Here is a 20,821-nt window from a genome sequence, read left to right on the forward strand (position 1 = left end):
CTCCTTCTCCAACGCGGGGTCACTTAGCGCCCATCCGGGGCCCGAACATGGGCCGTAAGTGACCCCGCGTTGCATGACTAAACCCGGCCGAGTGCGTCGATGTCCTCGAGGAAGTCCTGGTGGACTTCGTCGCTGACGGTGGTGCGGGTGTCGGCGATGGCGTCGAGGTAGTCCTGGGTGACCGGTCCCTTGCGACCGTTCGACGCCGGTGCGGAGCCTCCGGCGGAGGCGCCGGCACCGTCGTCGTACACGGCTTTTTCCAAAGCGCGTTGGGAGGCGCTGCGTGCAGCGTACTCGATGTCCGCGGGGGAGAAGCCCTCTGTCCTCGACACGAGCAACGGCACGTCCACGGAGTCCACCACGCTGGCGGGGATGAAGCGCTGCCACATGGCCTCGCGGGCGTGGATGTCGGGCAGGCCGATGGGGATGACGTAGTCGAAGCGGCCGTGGCGCAGGAAGGCGGTGTCCAGGGCGCGGATGAAGTTGGTGGCGCACACCAGGAGGCGGCCGGGCTGTTCGCGGAAGGCCGGGATGATCTTGAGGAGCTCGTTGGTGACGCCCTGGAGCGGGGACGGCGGCTCGCCGGAGCGCTGGGACGCGATCTCTTCGACCTCGTCGATGAAGACGACGGCGTGCTCCAGTTCGGCGATTTCCAGGAACGTCTCGCGCAGGGCGCCGGCCAGGCCCTTGGGGTCGGAAGCCAGCCGGGAGGGGAAGACCTCCACGAACGGCCACTCGAGCCGGGACGCGATCGCCTTCGCGAACGTTGTCTTGCCGGTCCCGGGCGGGCCGAAGAGCACGACGGCGCGCGGCGGCACCACCCCGAACTGGTCGGCGAGGTCGGCCTCGGCCAGGGGCAGGACCAGGCGGCGTTCCAGCAGTTCCTTTTCGCGGCGCATGCCGGCGACGTTTTCCCACAGGTCCCGGGCCAGGATGCGGCCGCCGAGCTGGCTGAGCGGCTCGAGTTCCTGGCGCTGGACCGGGATGGTCCGCTCGAAGTAGTGCAGGTTTTGCTTGAGCAGGAAGCCCCGGCCCAGGAACGCCTCAACCCGGGTTTCGGACTCCGGCATGAGGGCCGAGAGCTTGTTGAGCCCGTGCGGGGTCATCCGGTTCTCGACGGCGGCCAGCAGCGAGGTGCCGATCCCGCGGCCGCGGAACTCGGGCAGCGTGGCCAGGAAGACGATCCAGCCCTGGTCATGGGCCGCGCGTCCGACGGCGGCGCCCACGACCTGCTCGCCCTGCACCGCCACCACGGCGTGGTCCTTCTCGCACGAGGCCAGGACCTCGGAGAGCGCATAGACCGGCTCCACGTTGTCGGCCTTCAGCGACTCCCACAGGTGCAGGATGCCGTCCATGTCCGAGGAATGGAAATCCCTGATACGCCAATTGCTCATGCCCTGCTCCTTGGTGGATCGCCATCGATTGCCTGGTGTTGAGCATAGGCGAACTGGTGGTGGAGAGGGGTTGCGCGGGCGTTGCGTTACGCGGCTACCCTACCGGGCGCAACCGCAAGCCCTGCGTGCCGCCGTCGATAGCCAGGGACGTGCCCGAACGTCGAACCGGTGACCAGAGCTACGAGCCCTTCCCTTCGAACTCGGCGCTCACCGCGTGGCCTTGTCCGTGCCTACTGCCGCAAGCGAACCTGAACGGGCCCGGTAGAACTCTTGCCTCTGGCGGCCGAGCCCTTCTACCTCAAGCTCCACCACGTCGCCGGGCTGGATGTACGGGAAGCGGCCGGAGAGCGCCACGCCTTCCGGGGTGCCGGTGAGAATGACATCGCCGGGCTCCAGGACCATGTACTGGCTGAGGTGGTGGACCACGGTGCGGACGTCGAAGATCATGTCGGAAGTGTCCGACGATTGGCGGATCCCGCCGTTGACCCAGGTACGCAAACCGAGGTGACCGGCGTCGAGCTGGTCTGCCGGAACCAGCCACGGGCCCAGGGGAGTGGACTGCGGAAGGGACTTGCCCTTGGTCCACTGGCCCGCGGCTCCGGGCAGTTGGTAGTCGCGTTCGGAGAGGTCGTTGGCGACGACGTAGCCCGCGATGCAGTCCGCGGCCTCCTCCGTGCTGGAAAGGTATGACGCTTCGCGACCGATGACGATTCCGAGTTCCACCTCCCAGTCGTACTTTTCCGACGACGGCGGGATGGGCGCGGCGTCGAAAGGGCCACTAACGGTGTTGCTTGGCTTCAGGAACACTACGGGTGATTCCGGTGGCGTGGCGCCGGATTCGGCCGCGTGGGCCGTGTAGTTGAGGCCGATGCAGACGATGTTGCCAGGCCGGGCGACGGGCGAACCGATCCGGAGTCCCTCGGCCGAAATCTCGGGCAGATTCCCGGCCGCAAGGGCTTCCCGGGTGCGTGCGATGCCGTCCGTGGCGAGGAACTCTCCGTTGATGTCCTTCGTCAGCGGGTCAAGGCTGAAGTATTTTTCGGTGCCGTTGGCGTCTTGGGCGATGACTACCGGCTTTTCATTTCCGGCAGTGCCCAGCCGGGCGAATTTCATGTTCATGTATTCCTCCGTGCTCTGGCTCTAACATCCGAGCTCTAGTCTGCTGTTGCTCTCCATAATACGGAAATGTGACCCATTGACAATGCAGACATCGGATGTTTACGCTCGTCCCAGCAAACGACCTGCTGCCAAGCAAGGTGTATGTCCACGACGGCTGCCTCTGGCCTCCGTCCGCACCCGGGGCCGGCGGTGAAATGGTCGGCGGCTCGCTGACCGACTACAGCTTTCCCGACGGCCCGATGTGGGCCGCGGATACAAGGAAGGAATCCCGTTGATAAAGCAAGCACCTTGGTTTACGGAGTCCCGGTTCGGCATGTTCGTCCACTGGGGCCTGTACGCCCTGCCGGCCCGGCATGAGTGGGTCATGAACCGCGAACGCATTCCTGCTGAGGAATATGAGGAGTACTTCCAGCACTTCAACCCGGATCTCTACGATCCGCGGGAATGGGCCCGTGCTGCGAAGGATGCCGGCATGAAGTACGTGGTGCTGACCACCAAGCACCACGAGGGCTTCTGCCTTTGGGATTCCGCACTCACCGACTACAAATCCACCAAGACGCCGTCCGGCCAGGACCTCGTGACCCAATACGTCGAGGCACTGCGGGAATTCGGACTGAAGGTGGGTTTCTACCATTCACTCATTGACTGGCACCATCCGGATTTCATCATCGACGGGTTCCACCCCGAACGGGACAACCCCGACGCCGGAAAGCTCAACGAGGGCCGCGACATGGCCCGCTATCGCGAATACCTCCATGGCCAGGTGCGCGAGCTGCTCAGCAACTACGGCCAGATCGACTACCTCTTCTTCGATTTCTCCTACACCAGCGAGGACCACAGGCACATCTGGGGCGGCAAAGGCCGAGAGGCGTGGGGTTCCGTGGAACTCTTGAAGATGGTCCGGGAACTCCAGCCGGGCATCATCGTCAACGACCGCCTGGACATTCCGGGCGACTTTGCCACGCCCGAGCAGTACCAGCCTTCCGGGCCCATGGTGGTGGACGGCGTCCGAGGTGCCTTGGGAGGCATGCCAGACCCTGAACGGCAGCTGGGGCTATGACCGGGACAACCTGGACTACAAGTCTGTGGATCTGCTGGTGCGCATGCTTGTAGATGGAGTGTCCAAGGACGGAAACCTGCTCCTCAACGTCGGCCCCACTGGCCGCGGAAATTTCGATCCCCGGGCGGTGGAGTCCCTCCGCGGCATCGGCGACTGGATGAAGCTGCATTCGCGGGCCATCTACGGAGCAGGCCCTGCGGCCTGGACCCCGCCAGCCGATGCCCGGTACACGCGCCGCGGTGACCGCCTTTACGTGCATTTGTTTGCTTGGCCGTTCGAATACGTCCACCTCCCCGAACTAGCCGGCAAGGTGGAATACGCCCAGCTGCTCAACGATGCCTCCGAAGTCGCCATGCTTGAGATCTCACCGGACCGGGAGGCAATCAACACCACCCCTGGAGGACAACCGGCAGGTACCCTGACACTGAAGCTGCCTGTCCAGCGACCGGACGTGGCGGTGCCCGTCGTCGAACTCTTCCTGAAGCCCGGGGTGTAGCGTGCCGGAAACCTTTGCCCTGCACACCCGGCTCAAACCGGGTGCCGAGCAGGACTATGCGGATGCCCATGCCGGGATCCCCGCCGAGCTCTTCGGCGCGAGCTAGAGCGCCTGGCGCAACCAGCTTTCGACGCCGCTGATATGGACCGTCACGAGCGCCCGGACCAGCTCGGCGTCGCCGCGTTCCAAGGCGTCCGCGATGGCCTTGTGCTCGGCGAGGGTGTGCGCCACGGCTTTTTCCTGGGTCAGCCCCCGCCAAATGCGGGCCCGGACAGTGCTGCCGGAGAGCGCCTCGAGCAGGCCGGCGAGGTAGTCGTTTCCGGCGGCCTGGGTGATGATGCCGTGGAATTCGAGGTCGTGGGCCACGAGTTCTTCGACGTCGGTGTTCTCGTCGATTCCGTCCATCGTGGCGCGCAGGGCCGTGAGTGCCGTGGGGGTGATCTTGCCCGTGGCGATGAACGCGGTGGCGGGCTCAAGGATTCGTCGGACCTCGAAGAGTTCCAGGATGGAACGGTCCTGATGAAGATCGACGACGAACGCCACGGCCTCGTTGAGCAACTTGGCGTCAAGGCTGGTGACGTAAGTGCCGTCCCCACGCCGGACGTCCAGAACCCGGATGAGTTCGAGGGCTTTGACAGCCTCGCGCAGGGAGCTTCGCGAGAGGCCGAGCCGCTCGCTCAGTTCCTTCTCCGGCGGGAGGCGGTCCCCGGCCTTGAGTTCGCCGCGGATCAGCATGTCCTTGATCTTGCTGATCGCTTCATCTGTGACAGCCATGGCTACATCCTAGCGGCGAATGATCCGATGTCTGGCACCCAACTAACTCGCATTTGTTGTCGTTTAGGAGCCTCAAAACGACAACAAATGCGAGTCAGTTGGGGGGCCTAACGCACGACGGCGGCACCCGGGTTCCGCGCGAACGGAACCTCAGGTGCCGCCGTCGGGCACTTAGTTTTTGGGCGAGCGCTGAAAGGGCTAGATCTTGGTCTCTGAACCGGCAACCGGCAGGTTCGCGATCACGGGAGAGCTGCCTGTGAAGCCGTCGCGAGCCGCGGCGAGTTCGTGGATCTGCTTGCGGCACAGGTACCAGCCGACCACCATGAGGGCGCAGGCAATTGCCGTGACCAACATGGTGAGCGGGGAATCGATGAACACCATCACCAGCACGCCCGCCAGGAACAGCAGCGAAAGGTAACCGGTGTAAGGGGCGCCGAACATCCGGAAGGACGGACGCTTCAGCCAACCCTTGTCCGCCCAGCGCTTGAGCTGCATCTGGCACAGGACAATGGTTGCCCAGGTAACGACGATGCCCACGGAAGCGACGTTGAGCACGATTTCGAACGCCTGCGCCGGGACGAGGTAGTTCAGCGGAACACCGAGCAAGGAGACGCCCGCGGTGATCGCGATGCCGCCGTAAGGGACACCGGCCTTGTTCATGCGCTGGGCGAACTTCGGAGCCGAACCGGCCACGGACATGGAGCGCAGGATTCGGCCCGTGGAGTACAGCCCGGCGTTCAGGGACGACAACGCCGCCGTGAGGACCACGAGGTTCATGATCACGTCCACGCCCTGGATGCCGATGTGGCCGAAGAACGTCACGAACGGGCTGACGCCCTTCTCGTACGAGGTGTACGGCAGCAGCAGGGCCAGCAGGATGACGGAGCCGACATAGAAGACCGCGATGCGGAAGACCACGGAGTTGATGGCCTTGGGCATGATCTTCTCGGGGTTTTCGGTCTCACCGGCCGCCGTGCCCACGAGCTCGATCGAGGCGTAGGCGAACAGCACACCCTGCATGAGGATGATCATCGGCAGCAGGCCGTTGGGGAAGATGCCGCCGTGGTCCGTGAGGAGGCTGAATCCGACCTCCTGGCCCGGTACCGGCGTGCCGAAGATGACGAAGAAGGTGCCGACCACGAGGAAGGCCGCCAGCGCGGCCACCTTGATGAGCGCGAAGTAGAACTCCATTTCGCCGAACACCTTGACGGAAACCAGGTTCAGGCTCAGGACTACCACCAGGGCGATCAAGGCCCATGCCCACTGCGGAACAACGCCCATCCAGGGGACGTATTTGCCGAAGAAGTTCATGTAAAGGGCCGCGGCGGTGATGTCCACGATGGTGGTGGTGGCCCAGTTGATCCAGTAGAACCAGCCGGAGACAAACGCAGCCTTCTCGCCGAAGAACTCGCGGGCGTAGGAGACGAACGAGCCCGACGACGGGCGGTGCAGCACGAGTTCGCCGAGGGCGCGCAGGATCAGGAAGGCAAAGAAGCCGCAGACCGCGTATGCGATGACGAGGGAGGGGCCCGCAGCGTTGAGGCGGCCGCCGGCACCCAGGAACAGGCCGGTGCCGATGGCACCGCCGATCGCGATCATCTGGATCTGACGCGGCTTCAGGCTTTTGTGATAGCCCTTGTCCTCGGCGTGGAGGAGCTTTTCAGTGGCGTGCGCCTGTGGCGGGACCGTGTGGTCCGTGATGGGTGCATTGGTCATGGGAATCCTTAAGGGGTGTCCTGTTTGGGGGTCCGGATCTCGCCGTCCGGCCTGTCTTTTCGCGCATTTCAGGCCCGACGGCGGCGAGTGAGCGCCGCCGTCGGCGGACGTTTTGCGCGGCTCAGCCTAGTTGCTGAGGTTGGCCAGGCGTTCGGGACGGAGGAGCTCATCGAGCTGCTCCGAGGTCAGCAAGCCGTGTTCGAGAACGAGCTCAGCGACACCTTTGCCGCTTGCCAGCGCCTCTTGGGCGATGGCAGTGGCGGAGGCGTAGCCGATGTGCGGATTGAGTGCCGTGACGAGTCCGATCGACTGCTCTACCGTGAGGCGCAGGCGTTCGGTGTTCGCGGTAATGCCCCGGATGCAGCGCGACGTGAGTGTGCGGCACGCGGCTTCCAGGTGGGAGATGCTCTTGTGGAGGCTGTGGACGATAATCGGCTCGAAGGCGTTCAGCTGCAGCTGTCCCGCTTCGGCTGCCATGGTGACAGTGACATCGTTGCCGATGACTTCATAGGCCACTTGGCTGACCACTTCCGGGATCACCGGATTGATCTTGCCTGGCATGATGGACGATCCCGACTGCACAGCCGGGAGGTTGATCTCGCCCAGTCCCGCACGCGGTCCGGAGGACAGCAAGCGGAGATCGTTGCAAATCTTGGAAAGCTTGACGGCGACGCGCTTGAGCACGCCCGAGAGGTGGACGAACGCGCCCACATCCTGGGTGGCCTCGATGAGGTCGGCCGACGTGACCAGGGGCAGGCCGGTGATCTCAGCCAGGTGCCTGCAGGCTGCTGCGGCGTATCCAACGGGGGCGTTCAGGCCGGTTCCGATGGCAGTGGCGCCAAGGTTGATCTCGTGGATGAGTAGCTGGGACTCGGCCAGTCGAGCCCGGTCCTCGCCCACAGTCACGGCGTAACCGCCGAATTCCTGACCGAGGGTCATGGGGACGGCGTCCTGCAACTGCGTGCGGCCCATCTTGACCACGGTGCGGAATTCTTCGCCCTTTTCCGCGAACGCGACCTGAAGTTCCTGAAGAGCCGAAAGAAGGCCCTGGACGGAGAAAATGGTGGCCAGGTTGACGGCGGTGGGGTACACGTCGTTGGTGGACTGGCTCAAGTTGACGTGGTCGTTCGGGTGCAGCCTGGCGTAGTCGCCCTTGGGGTGGCCAAGGATTTCAAGGGCACGGTTGGCAATGACCTCGTTGGCGTTCATGTTGGAGCTCGTGCCGGCACCGCCCTGGATGACATCCACCATGAACTCCTCGTGGAGCTTGCCGTCCAAGATGTCCTGGCAGGCCTGCTCGATCGCGTCCGCCCGTTCGTCGTCCAGGAGGCCGAGCTCGCGGTTGGTGCGGGCGGCGGCGAGCTTGACTGCGGCGAGGCCCTTGACGAGGTTGGCGTTGCTGGCCAGCGGGTGGCCCGTGATGGGGAAGTTCTCGATGGCACGCAGCGTGTGCACGCCCCAGTAGGCATCAGCAGGGACGTCGCGGTCGCCGAGGAGATCGTGTTCCGAGCGGAACCCTGGAATTGTCGTGGAGTGCACGGCAGATGTCATTGCTGTCCTTTGGTCTTTGTGCTTGTTTGACTGCGTCAGTTGGATGCGAGGAAGTTCGCGGCACGCAGCACGCCAACAGGGTGGCCGCCGCCCAACACGGGCGCACTGGCGAGCGTGGCGAGCTGGCCGCCGTCGAGCCCTAGTTCCTCAAGGACGCGGACGGTGACGGGCATGCGTGCGCGGTCGCCGCCGTCGGAGATCTTGATGGCGATGCCGGTGCCATTGCGCAGGCCGATGAGCTGGAGGCCTTCGAAGCCGTCCTTGGCCAGCAGCCCGGGAACCGTACGCATGATGGCTGCGACGTCGCGACCCTCGCCGGCCACCATCTCGGGGAAGGCGCGCATGGCGTGGGCTACCTGGCCTTCTGCTTCCGTGTTGTCCGCCGCGGCCATACGGCCATAGGCCCGGGCCATGCCGTGCAGGCTGTGGGCAAAGAGCGGGGTGCCGCAACCGTCCGTGCTGATGGCCGCTGCTTCTTCGCCCGTGAGTTCGGTGATGGTGTCCTTCACGAGCACCTGGAGGGGATGCTCGGGATGCAGGTAGCCCTGGACGGGCCAGCCGTTGATTACGCACGTGGCGGCCATGGACGCGTGCTTGCCGGAACAGTTCTGGGCGAGCTGGGTGGGCTGGCCGCCGGCGCGGAGCCATGCTTCGCGCTCGGCGGTGCCGTAGGGGAGGTCGGTGCTGTTTTCCAACGCGCTTTTGTCCAGGCCATGCATTTCGAGGATCCGTGCGGCGCCGTCGAGGTGCATCGCGGCGCCGGAGTGGCTTGCCGCGGTGAGGGCGAGGAGGTTCTCCGGAAGCTTGAGCCCCGCCCGGACCATGGCGACCGCCTGCAGCGGTTTGAGGGAGGACCGTGGGTAGAACGCGGCGTCGGGCTCGCCCGCTTCGAGGAGTGTTTCGCCGTCCGGCCCGACGGCGATGAGGGAGCCGTAGTGGATGCTCTCGACCAAGCCGTCGCGGGTCTGTTCCGCGAGGGGGACGTGGCGCGGGGTCGTTGGAATGGTTGCTGCCGGGGGGTCTAGCGGCATAGCGGGGCGCGTTGCATGCGGGGTGGGCATGACTTCCTTCAGTTGGTGGATCATTTGCTGAGGATGGTGTCCAACGCAACGCTGACGGCGCTGAGATGGTCGGCCATGGCGGCTTCGGCGGCGGGAGCGTCACCGGCTTCGATGGCTTCGACGATGCGGAGGTGTTCATCGTCTGAAACATGCTGACGGTCGGCCACCATGTTCAAGGTTTCTGATTGATGGGCCAGGGCTTCGCGGATGTCTGCGACAACGCTTTCGAAGACCTTGTTGCCGCTTGCGCGGGCAATGGCAGAATGGAAACTGGCGTCGAGGCTGACCCAGGTCTCAGGGTCGGTCTCGGCTGCCATTGAACTCACGATTTCCTTGAGGTGTTCGAGTTCTTCCGGGCTGCGGCGTTTTGCCGCCAGGCCGGCTGCCGGGACTTCGATATGCGGGCGTGCCTCATTGAGGTCCCGTGCCGAGTACTGACCGAGTGTGAGGTCATTGGCCACCCGGTCCGCGACGACGAACGTGCCTTCTCCGGTCTTGGTGACCGTCAGCCCGAGCGCAGTGCAGGACCGGAGAGCCTCACGGATAACCGAGCGGCTCACCCCGTACTGCGCGGCCAAGGTGGCTTCAGAGCTGAGTTTGGCCCCGACTTCCACGGTTCCGTCTTCGATGTCCTGGCGGATGGAGCTGAACACGGCTTCCGCGGCACTGAAGCGGGCGAGGGGCCGAGGGCTCGATGGCCCGGGCACTTGGGCCGGCCGGGGGACGGCGCCGCTTGTGGCGGTGCGCTGGTCAGCCGCAGCTTTCTGGCTGACGGCTGGCTGTCCAGTGGCGGCCTGTCCGGCTGTCCGGCTGTCTGACAGGTTCACGCTATGAATATGGCACGGGTCACAGGGTGGTGTCAAGATTCTCCGGCTTGCTGGGTGAGCCCTCGACTTAAATGCTGAATAGGCAGCCGGTCGAACCGGCATTTGTGAGGCCAACGAACTCCTGCCGGAGCATAATTGCATCCATGGCCAACCGTCCGCGCGGGGGATGGGATTCAACGACACAGACAGCACCGCCCATCACGGTCGAGGTGCCGGTCCTCGGGATCGGTGCAGGGCCTTCGGACTATGAGGAGTTGGCGCGCTACGCGGTGGCGCTGCGCAGGCCGCGGGGACTGCACATGACCCTGTTGCACCTAGGCGTCCTGGATGACTTTTGCCGGGACGTGGCCGATTGGACCAAAGGCAACACCAGCGCCGAGTCGGCCCTGCTCAGGATCGTCGCGTGGCTCGAGGCTCTGCCCGTGCTGGAGGCTTTCTCCGGCAGCGCCGAACGGCTGATCGTCCTAGGCAGCGGCGGAGTCTGCGGACTGGAAGTGGATGTACCCGTCTCGGTGCGTGACTATCAGGTCTTCCTCGTGCACGCCCTTCACGAACTACTGGATCAACTGCTTGTCGACAACATCGACGACTTCATCCTCAGCTCCCCTGCCCTTGGATTCCGCTCCCCTCGCTGGGTACCCCATGTGGCTGTGGGCAGGCCAAAGAACAGGGGTCGCGGACCGTGGGAGATTGGCCGGGTCGGAGTTGAGTTCGGCGAATCGCGGATCCGGAACCGCCAGCATTTCCCTCAATTGCCGTAGTGGTACCTGCAAGCGGCGATAAGCACCTCGATGCCATCGTCAGTTTCGACGAACTTGCACACCAGGCGATGTTCGTCCGTGATGCGCCGTGCTGGGCTTGAAATGGGTACGGCACGGTCGGTGGACGTCCTGGACTACCAGGACGTCCACGGGCTCGCTTACATCCGCGGACCCGAAGGGCTGATGCCAACGGGTCTTTACTGGTGGTTGAGTGCGCCGGCTGCGGCGGGGTCGCTGTAGCTGGGTTTCCCGTTTTCATGGTGGCCCGCGAACCGTCGCAGGTACTGCGGGGCGTCTTCATCGGCAACGCTCACGTCGTACCAGCCGTGGCTGGACTCCAGTTCGATGTCCCTGGTAACGGTCTTCCTGGGCGGGACCGTCACTTTGAGCGCTTTGCCTTGGTCGTAGGCATTGGAAATGCGGATTTTCCGGGGACGCGTTCCGGAATTGCTGAGCACGAGCTGCACCGGGGTGCCAGCGACGTCCTCTTGCACCTTGACTTGGAGCTCGTCCGGGTCCGTGAGAGTGCCCTTGAATTCGGCAAGGTACCCGTTTGCGCCCCACACCCCCAGGTCGTAGGCAGAGTCGCCGGACCATGAATCGCGGACAGTGTCTTTCGCGGCAATCTGGTAACGGCGCGGCGCATCCTGCGGAGTTCGTCCGTTCCGGACCAAGAAGTGGGCGCCGGCTTCTCCCTGATTTGCGAATTCCAGGCTGAGTTCCGAGCTACCGGAGCGTACGAACTCGACGCCGAACAGATACGGAAGCGGGCGCGCCGGCCGGACTCCAGGTGCTTGCTGCGGCATTGACTGCGGATTCTGGACCGAGAATGGCTGGCCCTGCCCTTGGATGGGAGCAGGCGGATTCATTGCCGTGAAGTCGGCCTGCGCCCTGGAGAAGTCAAACGCCGATGTGAGGTCTCCGCAGACGGAACGGCGCCAGTCGCTGATGTTCGGCTCTGGCACGCGGAATCGCTTTTCCAGGAATCGGATGACTGAGGTGTGGTCGAATACTTCCGAGCACACCCATCCGCCCTTGCTCCAGGGTGAGATGACCACAAGTGGAACCCTGGGCCCGAGGCCAATGGGTTGTTTTCCGTGGGGGTCGGCGCCGGGCACCAAGGGGTGGGCTTCGCCCGGGTGCAGGTCCAGATCGAGGAATTCATCGGCCAAGCTAGCCGACAGCGACGCCGATACCATGCCGTCGGTTCCCGGGCGGTTCTTCAATGGTGGCATGGGAGGCACGACGTGGTCGAAGAAGCCATCGTTCTCGTCATAATTCAGGATCAGCGCCGTCTTTGCCCAGACTTTAGGGTCGGCGGTAAGCGCGTCCAGGACCGTGTCGATGTAGTACGCGCCGTCCGTGGGCGAAGCCGAGGGATGCTCGCTGTACTTGTAGGGCGAAACTATCCACGATACGGAGGGCAGTGTGCCGTTGAGCACGTGCTGTTTCAGTTCGGCAAGGGTGTGTGTCGATGCGCCGTTGTCTACGAGCGGCCCGCTGGCCCCCTGGGCTTTCTGGAAGTTGGCGAAGAATTCAAGGGAATTGTCGGTGTAGTTGTCCGTCGGTTGTCCCGGAACACCCGTTCCGCCCTGGTAGACGCGCCAGCTGATGCCCTTCTGCTGAAGCCGTTCTGCGTACGTGGTCCAGGTATAGCCGTTAGTGACGTTGCGTTCCCCGATGCCGGGCCCGTTCTTGGCCGAGCCGAGCCGGTTTTGCGGGTCGATTGTGCCCGTCCACAGAGCGATGCGGTTCGGTGCGGTATCGGCGTGGACGGAAGCAAAATACGCATCGCAAACGGTGAATGAATCCGCGAGGGCGCGATGGAAGCTGTTTTCTTTCTCGGACAGATAGGCCATCGTCAGTACGTCTTGTTTTTGGTTTACCCACTGGTCCCAGCGGCCCTCGTTCCAAGCCAAGTGGCCGCTGCTCCAGCCATGGTCGGTGCCGGCAATGTTTTCGGATGTCCTGGCTGAGTCGATGTAGAACGGCAGGACGTATTTTGCGTCTGCAGGCAACCCGCGTGCGTGGTAGCGAGCGGTTTGAACGGTTGCAGGGGGTTGATGCCAAACGTCGTCGCCGTTGGGAAGGCGCCACGGGCGTGGATCGCCGAAGCCACGCACCCCCCTCATGGTGCCAAAGTAGTGATCGAAGGACCGGTTCTCCTGCATGAGGATGACCACATGTTCGACGTCGTCGATCGTGCCGCTTCGTACGGCCGGTTCAGCCGCCAAGGCTCTCCCGATCGATGCTGGCAGCGCCATTGATGCGGCGGCAGCCGCAACGCCCCCGAGCAATTGCCTCCGGTTCACCGTAACCATGTTCGTACCTTCCCTAGCTTTGGATGTTTGCCCCCTGAATCTTGTCAGCGCCCATCTGGCAGCCAATGAACCAGCACTTGACACACAATGAACAAAAATCAAAGATATGTGGCGCAAAGCGAACGCGCGGACAAGCTTTTAAGGGGTCTCCGGAGGTCAGGGCAACCGCGCTGGCTGTGAGCCTGGGGACGTGGATCCTGTACCACCGCTTCAACAGGGGCTTGCGGTGCGCCCCGTCGAGCGGCTGCCTTCCACGCCAGCTGGACGGGTTATATGGTCAACACCATGGTCTGAGGACCGTGAGGCCAAACGACCGGCGTGATGGAGGAGTAGCTCTTGGTCGAGATCCGCATGATTTTGCCCGCAAATGTGCGCCATCGTTCCGGGGGAAATATCTACAACGCGAGGCTGGCGGAAGCCCTCCGCGCCCAGGGCGCAGAGGTCTCGGTCTGTAAGCTCGACGGCGACTGGCCTTCCGGAACTGCCGGAGACCGGAGGCGCTTTGCCGATGCACTTGCCGGAGGCGACCCGCCCATCTACATTGTCGACGGCCTGATTGCCTCGGGCGCGCCCACGGAAATCGAGACAGCAACCGGTGCCGGGCACCGCGTCTGGGTGCTGCTCCACGTGCCCCCTTCCGGTGAGGATCCAGTGGAAACGAGCGCGCTCCGCGCAGCAACAGGTCTTCTCTGCACTGGTTCCCGTACTGCTGAAGCGGCCAGAAGATTGGGCCTGAGCAACGTGCATCTGGCGACCCCCGGTGCAGATCTCCCGTCGAGAGCCCGCCCAAGTCCACGAGGGGCTGCGGCGGCACCGCATTTCATTATGGTGGGCGCCCTACTCCCCAATAAGGACCAGATCTTCTTTGTCGACGCGCTGGCCAGGATCAAGGACTTGGCGTGGACCGCAGCGCTTGTGGGCTCCACAAAAGCAAACCCCTCCTACGCCGCCGCCGTGCGGGAGCGCATCCTCCGGAATGGACTTGAAAAGCGGGCGGAAACAACAGCTGAGCTTTCCGGCCCGGCCTTGGAGGAGCAGTGGCTCCGTGCTGATCTCAGTCTGTTGATCTCACACTCGGAGTCCTTCGGCATGGTGGTCCAGGAGTCCTTGGCTCACGGCATACCGGTAGTCGTCCGCAAGGGAACCGGCGCCGTCGAAGCGCTCGGGGCCCACGGTGCCGGTGAAGCGATCGATCTCACCGCAGGAATCGGATCGCTGGAGAATCTCCTGCGGAGATGGCTTGGCGACCCTGCCCTGCGGGAGGGATGGCGGGTAGCAGCCGAGGCAGCCAGCAGGGTGTTGCCGCGATGGGAAGACACCGCACGGGCGGTCCTTCGCGCCGTCACGGCGGCGTAAGAGCTTAGTTATAGGTGCTGGATGCCTGCCCGCTGCATCGCGTCCCGGTAGGTTTCGATGTTTTTGGCCAGGAGTTCCTGTTGCTTCGCCTCGGACAGGGCAAATGCCCGTCCACCGAGCGCGCTGGCCTTGTAGACCTTGATCCCGTGCTGCCGGAGCGGCGAGTGGTAGGTCTTCTCAAAGAGCGCCAGGAAAGCTGCGGCCTCCGCGCCGTGAGCAACGACGGCGGAAACGCGCTTGTTGATCTTGAGGAACTGGCGGAACGGGCGGAGACCGTCGGTCTTCTCCTGTGCACTCAGTGCCGGCGGCAGTTCCGGGTCGCGGACCCACGGGTAGCAGTTCCACGGCATCACGTAGCGGACGTCCAAGTCGGCTGAGTCATAGATCAGCTGCGCACGTCGGGCGGCGTCGTCGTCGTTGAGGTGCGATACGAAACCCGAGGTGGGAGCCCGCCCCGGGCTGGTCTGGAGGGTGACGATCCGGCACTCATCTTCGTCATGCACCGGATCGATGTAAGGCACGGTAGAACCTGGCCTTTTGGCCATCAGTTCGTCGCACAGCTGCGTCACCGCAGCAATGTTGGGCTCCTGTAGCAAGGCCCTTTTTTCGTCCCAGTCAATGGTCACGTTCTCTCCTTCGGCAGCGCGGCGTCCAGAATCGGCGTCTCTTGTCACTTTACGCGTCGCTCACGCTCCTGCAGAGCCGAGAGGCAAAACTGCCCGACGCCGGGCCTTGCGGCGGGCTTCCCGTCCCGACTGTCCTTGGGCTACTGTCCCTTCAGCTTCTGCATATCGCGCCGGTCCTTTTTGGTAGGCCGTCCTGCACCGCGATCGCGCTGCGGCAGCCCGAGGGCGGGTGCGGCGGGGCGCTCCGGAGTATGGTCGGTAAAGCAGTGGGATGCTGCTTCAGCCCCTACCCTTTTTGCAATGAGCCTCCGGACCTCAAGGATGCGCTCGAAGCCGGGCTGCCGTACACGGATGGTGTCGCCGATAATCACGGACTGCGAGGCCTTGACCGGGTTCCCGTTGATTCGCACATGTCCCGCCCTGCAAGCGGTTGTGGCTGCGGAACGGGTCTTGTAAGCACGGATGGCCCAGAGCCAGGCGTCAATGCGCACATTGCCGCTTTTCGATGTTTGGGCGGAAGTCGGAAGGCTAGTCATGATTGCGAACGAGTATAGTCGGCGCGCGGCCTGGGCCGTTCCCCGCAAAGCCGATTACCGGCGTCGAAGTTCCGCGTATTCAAGGTGCGGGACGACGGTCCCTGCGTCCCGCTCCAGGAAGTTGGTGCCGGGCGCCACGATGTCGTCAATGGCATTCAGGACGGCTTCGTTGAGGACAACATCCGCGGCCTTGAGGTAATCGACCAGATGGTCCTCCGTGCGTGGACCGATAACCACACTGCTGACGGCTGGATGATTCAGGGCGAAACCGACAGCAAGCTGGATGAGGGTGAGCCCGTGCCGTTCGGCGACGCGGGCCAAGGCATCGGCTGCCAGGAGTTTGTTCCTGTTGCAAGGTGCCGAGACGTCGAAGCGCCCGGGAACGGCCGACGCGCGGGAGCTTGCGGGCTGGGGAACTCCTACGCGGTAGTTCCCGGAGAGCCAGCCGCCGTCGAGCGGTCCATAACTGAGCACGCCAAGGTTGTACTGCTGCGTGATCGCGAAGACGTCGCGCTCATTCGCGCGGACCAGCAAGGAATAGGGCACCTGATCCACCACTGGCGGTATGAGGTGGTTCGTGGTGGCGATCCACTGTGCCTCCACAAGCTGCGACGGCGTGAACACAGACGTTCCGTAATAGAGGATCTTGCCCTGCCGGATGAGGTCGTTGAGGGCCGTGATGGTTTCCAGGACGTCCGTGTTGTAGTCGGGACGGTGTGCCTGGTAAAGGTCGATCCTGTCCGTCTGCAAGCGGTGCAGGCTCCCTTCCACGGCCTTCATGATCCAGCGCCGGGAATTCCCAGCGTGGGCGGGATTCGGCCCCATTTGTCCGTGGAACTTGGTGGAAAGGAAAACGTCATCCCGCCTGCCATGGAGGGCCCGGCCCACAATAGCCTCTGCCTCGCCCTGCGAATAGATGTCTGCGGTATCGACGCTCGTGATGCCGGCGTCGAGGGCCGCATGGACAATGCGGATGCTTTCTTCGGCGCCGGTGGGCGCCGAGCCCGTCCCAAGGTTAAGGGTTCCCAGGGTAAGGGGGCTGATCAGGGCGCCTGTGCGTCCCAGGGTTCGAAGCTCGCTGAGGCTCATCTCCGGCTTCCTCCGTGAAGAATCAAGGCTGTGCAATGGATTGACACGACGCTACACATGTCGTGGCCGAGGTACTCGAAAAGCGTACAAATTCTTCGCTTTTCGTATTGCGGGGTAATGAAAACAGCGCATGACGAATTAAGAATTGACTTGAATCGACACGCGAATACACAAATATTGCCGTTATCGGCGTCCAGTGAATTAGTAGAAAGGCAGACACGAAACTACAGAGAAAGGAACCGGCCATGACCCAGGTAACGGTGGATGGAGCCGCGTCGGTCAAGCAGGCGTTCGCGCAATTTCCCTCAGGCGTGGCGGCCTTCAGTGCCATGGTCGGCTTCGCGCCGGAGGCCTTGGTGGCATCGAGCTTCACGGTGGGAGTCTCGCTCGAACCCCCGCTGGTCATGTTTGCTGTGCAGAATTCGTCCACGACGTGGCCCAAGCTCCGGCGCGCCCCTCGTCTGGGTGTTTCCATCTTGGCCCAAGGCCAGGAAGCCGTGTGCCTGCAGCTCTCCTCGCGGACGCAGGACCGATTCGCCGGCCTTGCGACCTCAACGAGCGACGCAGGTGCGGTGTCGATCGACGGCGCGGCGCTCGTGCTTGAATGCGAAGTGGTGTCCGAAACGCCCGCAGGCGACCACGCGATCGTCGTCCTCGAAGTGAAGTCCGTGGAGATCAACCACGACGCCGAGCCCCTCATCTACCACGGTGCCGGGTTCAGGCAACTGGTTGCCTGAACTTGGACGCTATGCCCGGGGGCGGGCCCCGGCAGAGGCCGTCACACGGCCGGACGATACAGGCTTGCCGCCATGGGGGTCTCCCCGGTGTTCGCGGACCGGCGCGGCAGTCCCGGGCGACTCCGCGGCGTTCCCTTCGGTGGGTTCCTTGTCAGAAGCAGGCGCTTCTTCATCGCCTGACGCTTTCTGCGCCCGTTCAGCCTCGCGCGCTGCGGCCCGGGCGTCAGCCTCGGCGACGGCGGCAGCCCACTGGCTGTTCAGGACCGGAGGATCCTGCTTTACCGCAACCACAAAGGGATGTTCCTTGGCCTGGGTTGTGGCTACGGCGGTGGCCGTGGCTGCGATTCCGGCCTTGACCTCGGCGGGTTTAGGCCAGGCCCGTGGATTCACGAGCGACCTCCACGGGAAGTTCCGGACGGCAGACCACGACGCCGACCATAGCAACCTTGTGGTCCCAACGATTCCAGGACGCTGGTTCCCGGGCACGAATGGCCCCGTGCCCGGCAAGCCGTCTTCCGCCGTCGTCGATTCCTCGGAATCCGACGGCGGGGCGGGAGCACGTCGAGGCCTCGGGGGCAAGTGCACAACCGGTACAGCATCGCGCTTCGGGAAGATCCCCACCATCGCGAGCAGGATGATCCAAACCAGCTTCGCGACGCCGGCCAGCACCAAGGTGACAACCATCAGGAAGGCCAAACCAAGGAACATCAGCAAAGCCAGCCCGAGCGTTCCAAAAAAGGTCAGATTGAGGCCGAGTGTTGTTGGATCCTCCACGTAGCCTCCCCGAGCCAGAGTTGTGAGGTGGGCGCCGCAACCGAAGGTCTGCGGGCATGTCATCTAGCCTAAGGGCGAAATGTGAATGAATCATCCGCCAAACTCCGGCTCGCCGAGGTTGTTTCGAAGCTGTTATCTGCTGTGACAGAATTTGTTGCCTAGCTCTCACCTTCTCTTCCAGATAGGGCTTCAATGCCACTCGATCCGGCCCGCCTCCGCATAGGCGCTTGCCCTTGTTTGTCCGGAGAGCAGTACACCGAGTGCTGTGGGCGCTTCCACCGCGGAGACGCCGACGCGCCCACGGCGGAACAGCTCATGCGTTCGCGCTACTCGGCCTTTGTGGTTCTTGACGGCGATTATCTTCTGCGCACGTGGCACCCTGACACCAGGCCTGCCGCGCTGGACCTGGACCCGGACATTGAATGGCGCCGGCTGGACATCCTGGCGACGCACCGAGGCGGCCCCTTGGACGCCGAAGGGACGGTCGAGTTCGCGGCACACTACCGTTCCGAGGGCGAACGCGGAGTCCAGCGCGAAAACAGCCGCTTCCTGCGAGTCGACCGGCGCTGGTACTACCTCGACGGTGACGTCGGCTAGCCCTGTCCTCGCTGTTTCGATCTGCAGTGGGCCTCAGCGGTACTTCCGGTGCAGGTTCTCCTTTGACGACGCGCCCGGGGTGGCGTCGGCGATCCACGGACCCGTTCCTTCGGATTGGTCAAGGATTCCGGCCTCAAGCCAGGCGTAGTCCCCCGCGAGGACGTTCGATGACAACTCATGATCGACGTCGTCGGTGTTCCGCCACAACTGATCGAAGTATCCGTCCACGCGAATCCTGGCCTGCTCGCAGTAGGCCTCGGCGAGTTCGTACGCCGCACCGCCTTGCTCCGGTGCGGTCTGAAGCAGCATCTCGGCCCGCGAGCAGCACGCTGCCATGGCAAACAACTCGGCCCCGATATCCACGATCCTGCCGAGGAACGCTTGTTTGTATTCAAGCCTTGCCTGCCAGCGGCCCATCCCGTAGAACGTCTGCCGGGCGAGCCGGCGTGAAGCCCGCTCCACATACCTCAGTTGCTTCGCGAGGCGCCCGAACTCACCGTAGGACCGGGGGTCCATGCCGGCGCCGGCCACAAGCTTAGGGAGCCATTTGGCGTAGAAACCTGAGGCGCCGACGGCGGCACGCGCCTTCTCCTGCAGGGTTGCGTCCGCGGAGGCGAGCTCGCCCGCGGCAGAAAGGTGGGCATCGACGGCTTCCCGGGCGATGAGCAGGCGCATGATCTCGGACGAGCCTTCGAAGATCCGGTTGATGCGCATGTCCCTCAGCAACTGCTCGGCGGCCACTGCGCGCTCCCCGCGGGCCTCCAAGGAATCCGCCGTCTCAAAGCCACGGCCACCTCGGATCTGCACCAACTCATCAGCCACCGTGTAGCTGAGTTCAGTGGACCAAAGCTTGGCCAGCGCAGCCTCGATCCGCACATCTTTCTGGCCGGCATCGGCCATCTCGGCAGACAGTTCAAAAACAGCTTCAAGGGCAAAAGTGGTGGCGGCGATGAAGGCGATCTTCTTGCCGACGGCCTCATGTTTTCCGACCGGCCGGCCCCATTGGGTGCGGGCGTTGGACCATTCGCGGGCGATCTTCAATGACCACTTGCCCGCCGCCACGCACAGCCCGGGGATGGACAGCCGGCCCGTGTTGAGCGTGGTGAGCGCGATCTTGAGTCCCTGGCCTTCGCGGCCCAGCCGGTTGGCTGCCGGTACGCGGACTTGGTGGAACCGCGTCACGCCGTTCTCGATGCCGCGCAGACCCATGAAGGCGTTGCGGTTCTCCACGGTGATGCCGGGGGAGTCCATTTCCACGACGAACGCCGTGATTCCGCCCTTGAGTGCCCTGCCGTCGGGGGCGGTGCGGGCAGGAACAACCGCCATGACCACTACCAGTTCGGCGATCACGCCGTTGGTGGTCCAAAGTTTGACGCCGTCCAAAAGGTAAGACTCGCCGTCGTCGCTTGGCACTGCGGTGCTGCCCATCCGGGCGGGGTCGCTGCCGACGTCGGGCTCTGTCAGCAGGAAGGCCGTGATGGCGCCGGCCGCGCAACGCGGCAAGTACTCCTGCTTTTGTTCGGGGGTGCCGAAGACTTTGACCGGCTCGGGGACGCCGATGGACTGGTGGGCCGAAAGCAGCGCGCCAAGGCTCGGGTGGACTGACCCCAATAGTGCCAACGCCCTGCCGTAATAGACCAGCGACAGGCCCAAACCGCCGTACTCGCGCGGAATCTTCATGCCGAAAACGCCTAATTCGGTGAGGCCTGCGAGGTATTCGTCCGGGATCTTGGCATCGCGTTCGATGGCTCGGCCGGACATGGTGCCGCAGAACTCCGTCAGCTTCGCCATGAACTCTTCGCCGCGCTCGACGTCTTCGGCTCTTGCCTGGGGCCACGGATGGATCAGCCCCAGATCGAAGTCTCCCAAATACAGTCCCTTGGCGAAACTCGGGCGGTTCCATTCGGTGTCGCGGGCGGCCTCGGCGACGGCGCGGGCTTCTGCGGCCGTGACGCCGCTGCTCTTGTTATCAGTGGCGGAGGTCATGGGAGGACTCCTCTTGCCGGTTGTGCCGGTTCGAGCCCAG

At 63.9% G+C, this 20,821-nt stretch carries 19 protein-coding genes and 1 pseudogene; 7 read left to right on the top strand and 13 right to left on the bottom strand.

Annotated elements, in window-relative coordinates; translation table 11 throughout:
* Nucleotides 1-77: 77 nt before the first annotated feature.
* Entirely contained in the window at nucleotides 78-1,394 is a 1,317-nt protein-coding gene (locus tag ABD742_RS23970) for an ATP-binding protein (RefSeq protein ID WP_234754444.1), read from the bottom strand.
* 207 nt (nucleotides 1,395-1,601) lie between these two features.
* On the bottom strand, nucleotides 1,602-2,513 hold the full coding sequence (locus ABD742_RS23975) for a fumarylacetoacetate hydrolase family protein (protein ID WP_234754446.1): 912 nt from the start codon (nucleotides 2,511-2,513) through the stop codon (nucleotides 1,602-1,604).
* A gap of 95 nt (nucleotides 2,514-2,608) precedes the next feature.
* On the opposite strand from ABD742_RS23975, the gene ABD742_RS23980 reads away from it, so the two are divergent.
* The 3 genes and pseudogenes from ABD742_RS23980 to ABD742_RS23990 all read left to right on the top strand — a co-directional run bounded on the left by ABD742_RS23980 (nucleotide 2,609) and on the right by ABD742_RS23990 (nucleotide 4,175).
* On the top strand, nucleotides 2,609-2,788 hold the full coding sequence (locus ABD742_RS23980; protein ID WP_234754448.1) for a hypothetical protein: 180 nt from the start codon (nucleotides 2,609-2,611) through the stop codon (nucleotides 2,786-2,788).
* Nucleotides 2,785-4,069: pseudogene (locus tag ABD742_RS23985) on the top strand (alpha-L-fucosidase). The gene ABD742_RS23980 and the pseudogene ABD742_RS23985 overlap by 4 nt, the downstream one beginning before the upstream one ends.
* A 1-nt stretch (nucleotide 4,070) precedes the next feature.
* Nucleotides 4,071-4,175, top strand: a complete 105-nt coding sequence (locus ABD742_RS23990; RefSeq protein ID WP_234754450.1) for an L-rhamnose mutarotase — start codon at nucleotides 4,071-4,073, stop codon at nucleotides 4,173-4,175.
* Here ABD742_RS23990 and ABD742_RS23995 read toward each other — a convergent pair.
* The 5 genes from ABD742_RS23995 to ABD742_RS24015 form a co-directional block, all read right to left on the bottom strand.
* Nucleotides 4,172-4,843, bottom strand: a complete 672-nt coding sequence (locus ABD742_RS23995) for a FadR/GntR family transcriptional regulator (RefSeq protein WP_234754452.1) — start codon at nucleotides 4,841-4,843, stop codon at nucleotides 4,172-4,174. The genes ABD742_RS23990 and ABD742_RS23995 overlap by 4 nt on opposite strands.
* Before the next feature lie 198 nt (nucleotides 4,844-5,041).
* Nucleotides 5,042-6,559, bottom strand: a complete 1,518-nt coding sequence (locus tag ABD742_RS24000) for an amino acid permease (RefSeq protein ID WP_234754455.1) — start codon at nucleotides 6,557-6,559, stop codon at nucleotides 5,042-5,044.
* Nucleotides 6,560-6,685: 126 nt separating this feature from the next.
* Nucleotides 6,686-8,110, bottom strand: coding sequence for an aspartate ammonia-lyase (locus ABD742_RS24005; RefSeq protein WP_234754457.1), 1,425 nt, complete (start codon nucleotides 8,108-8,110; stop codon nucleotides 6,686-6,688).
* A 35-nt stretch (nucleotides 8,111-8,145) separates the two neighbouring features.
* Complete coding sequence (locus ABD742_RS24010) at nucleotides 8,146-9,171, bottom strand: asparaginase (RefSeq protein WP_372460988.1); 1,026 nt, start codon at nucleotides 9,169-9,171, stop codon at nucleotides 8,146-8,148.
* Between the two features lie 20 nt (nucleotides 9,172-9,191).
* On the bottom strand, nucleotides 9,192-9,878 hold the full coding sequence (locus ABD742_RS24015; RefSeq protein WP_344789370.1) for a FadR/GntR family transcriptional regulator: 687 nt from the start codon (nucleotides 9,876-9,878) through the stop codon (nucleotides 9,192-9,194).
* A gap of 263 nt (nucleotides 9,879-10,141) precedes the next feature.
* On the opposite strand from ABD742_RS24015, the gene ABD742_RS24020 reads away from it, so the two are divergent.
* Nucleotides 10,142-10,759 carry a hypothetical protein gene (locus ABD742_RS24020; RefSeq protein WP_234754459.1) on the top strand — a complete coding sequence of 206 codons (618 nt, stop codon included), beginning with the start codon at nucleotides 10,142-10,144 and terminating at the stop codon, nucleotides 10,757-10,759.
* A gap of 197 nt (nucleotides 10,760-10,956) precedes the next feature.
* On the opposite strand, the gene ABD742_RS24025 is transcribed toward ABD742_RS24020, so the two are convergent.
* Complete coding sequence (locus ABD742_RS24025; RefSeq protein ID WP_234754470.1) at nucleotides 10,957-13,080, bottom strand: phosphocholine-specific phospholipase C; 2,124 nt, start codon at nucleotides 13,078-13,080, stop codon at nucleotides 10,957-10,959.
* 336 nt (nucleotides 13,081-13,416) lie between these two features.
* Here ABD742_RS24025 and ABD742_RS24030 point away from each other — a divergent pair, with 336 nt between their 5' ends.
* Nucleotides 13,417-14,436: a glycosyltransferase family 4 protein gene (locus ABD742_RS24030; RefSeq protein WP_234754471.1), complete on the top strand. Its 1,020-nt coding sequence runs from the start codon at nucleotides 13,417-13,419 to the stop codon at nucleotides 14,434-14,436.
* 8 nt (nucleotides 14,437-14,444) lie between these two features.
* On the opposite strand, the gene ABD742_RS24035 is transcribed toward ABD742_RS24030, so the two are convergent.
* The 3 genes from ABD742_RS24035 to ABD742_RS24045 form a co-directional block, all read right to left on the bottom strand.
* Nucleotides 14,445-15,062, bottom strand: coding sequence for a uracil-DNA glycosylase family protein (locus ABD742_RS24035; protein WP_059388685.1), 618 nt, complete (start codon nucleotides 15,060-15,062; stop codon nucleotides 14,445-14,447).
* A 140-nt stretch (nucleotides 15,063-15,202) separates the two neighbouring features.
* Nucleotides 15,203-15,598 (bottom strand): RNA-binding S4 domain-containing protein, encoded by a 396-nt coding sequence (locus tag ABD742_RS24040; protein WP_234754473.1) that lies wholly within the window; start codon nucleotides 15,596-15,598, stop codon nucleotides 15,203-15,205.
* Nucleotides 15,599-15,652: 54 nt separating this feature from the next.
* The gene (locus tag ABD742_RS24045; protein ID WP_234754475.1) at nucleotides 15,653-16,687 is read right to left on the bottom strand and encodes an aldo/keto reductase; all 1,035 of its coding nucleotides are present in this window, start codon (nucleotides 16,685-16,687) and stop codon (nucleotides 15,653-15,655) included.
* A gap of 245 nt (nucleotides 16,688-16,932) precedes the next feature.
* Between ABD742_RS24045 and ABD742_RS24050 the strand changes: the two genes are divergently transcribed.
* Nucleotides 16,933-17,424, top strand: coding sequence for a flavin reductase family protein (locus ABD742_RS24050; RefSeq protein WP_234754477.1), 492 nt, complete (start codon nucleotides 16,933-16,935; stop codon nucleotides 17,422-17,424).
* A gap of 9 nt (nucleotides 17,425-17,433) precedes the next feature.
* On the opposite strand, the gene ABD742_RS24055 is transcribed toward ABD742_RS24050, so the two are convergent.
* Nucleotides 17,434-18,198, bottom strand: coding sequence for a hypothetical protein (locus ABD742_RS24055; RefSeq protein ID WP_234754478.1), 765 nt, complete (start codon nucleotides 18,196-18,198; stop codon nucleotides 17,434-17,436).
* 192 nt (nucleotides 18,199-18,390) lie between these two features.
* Between ABD742_RS24055 and ABD742_RS24060 the strand changes: the two genes are divergently transcribed.
* Complete coding sequence (locus ABD742_RS24060; protein ID WP_234754480.1) at nucleotides 18,391-18,795, top strand: YchJ family protein; 405 nt, start codon at nucleotides 18,391-18,393, stop codon at nucleotides 18,793-18,795.
* Between the two features lie 33 nt (nucleotides 18,796-18,828).
* Here ABD742_RS24060 and ABD742_RS24065 read toward each other — a convergent pair whose 3' ends face one another.
* On the bottom strand, nucleotides 18,829-20,781 hold the full coding sequence (locus ABD742_RS24065) for an acyl-CoA dehydrogenase family protein (protein WP_344789272.1): 1,953 nt from the start codon (nucleotides 20,779-20,781) through the stop codon (nucleotides 18,829-18,831).
* Nucleotides 20,782-20,821: the final 40 nt, after the last annotated feature.

Source organism: Arthrobacter ramosus (assembly GCF_039535095.1).
Lineage (GTDB): Bacteria > Actinomycetota > Actinomycetes > Actinomycetales > Micrococcaceae > Arthrobacter > Arthrobacter ramosus.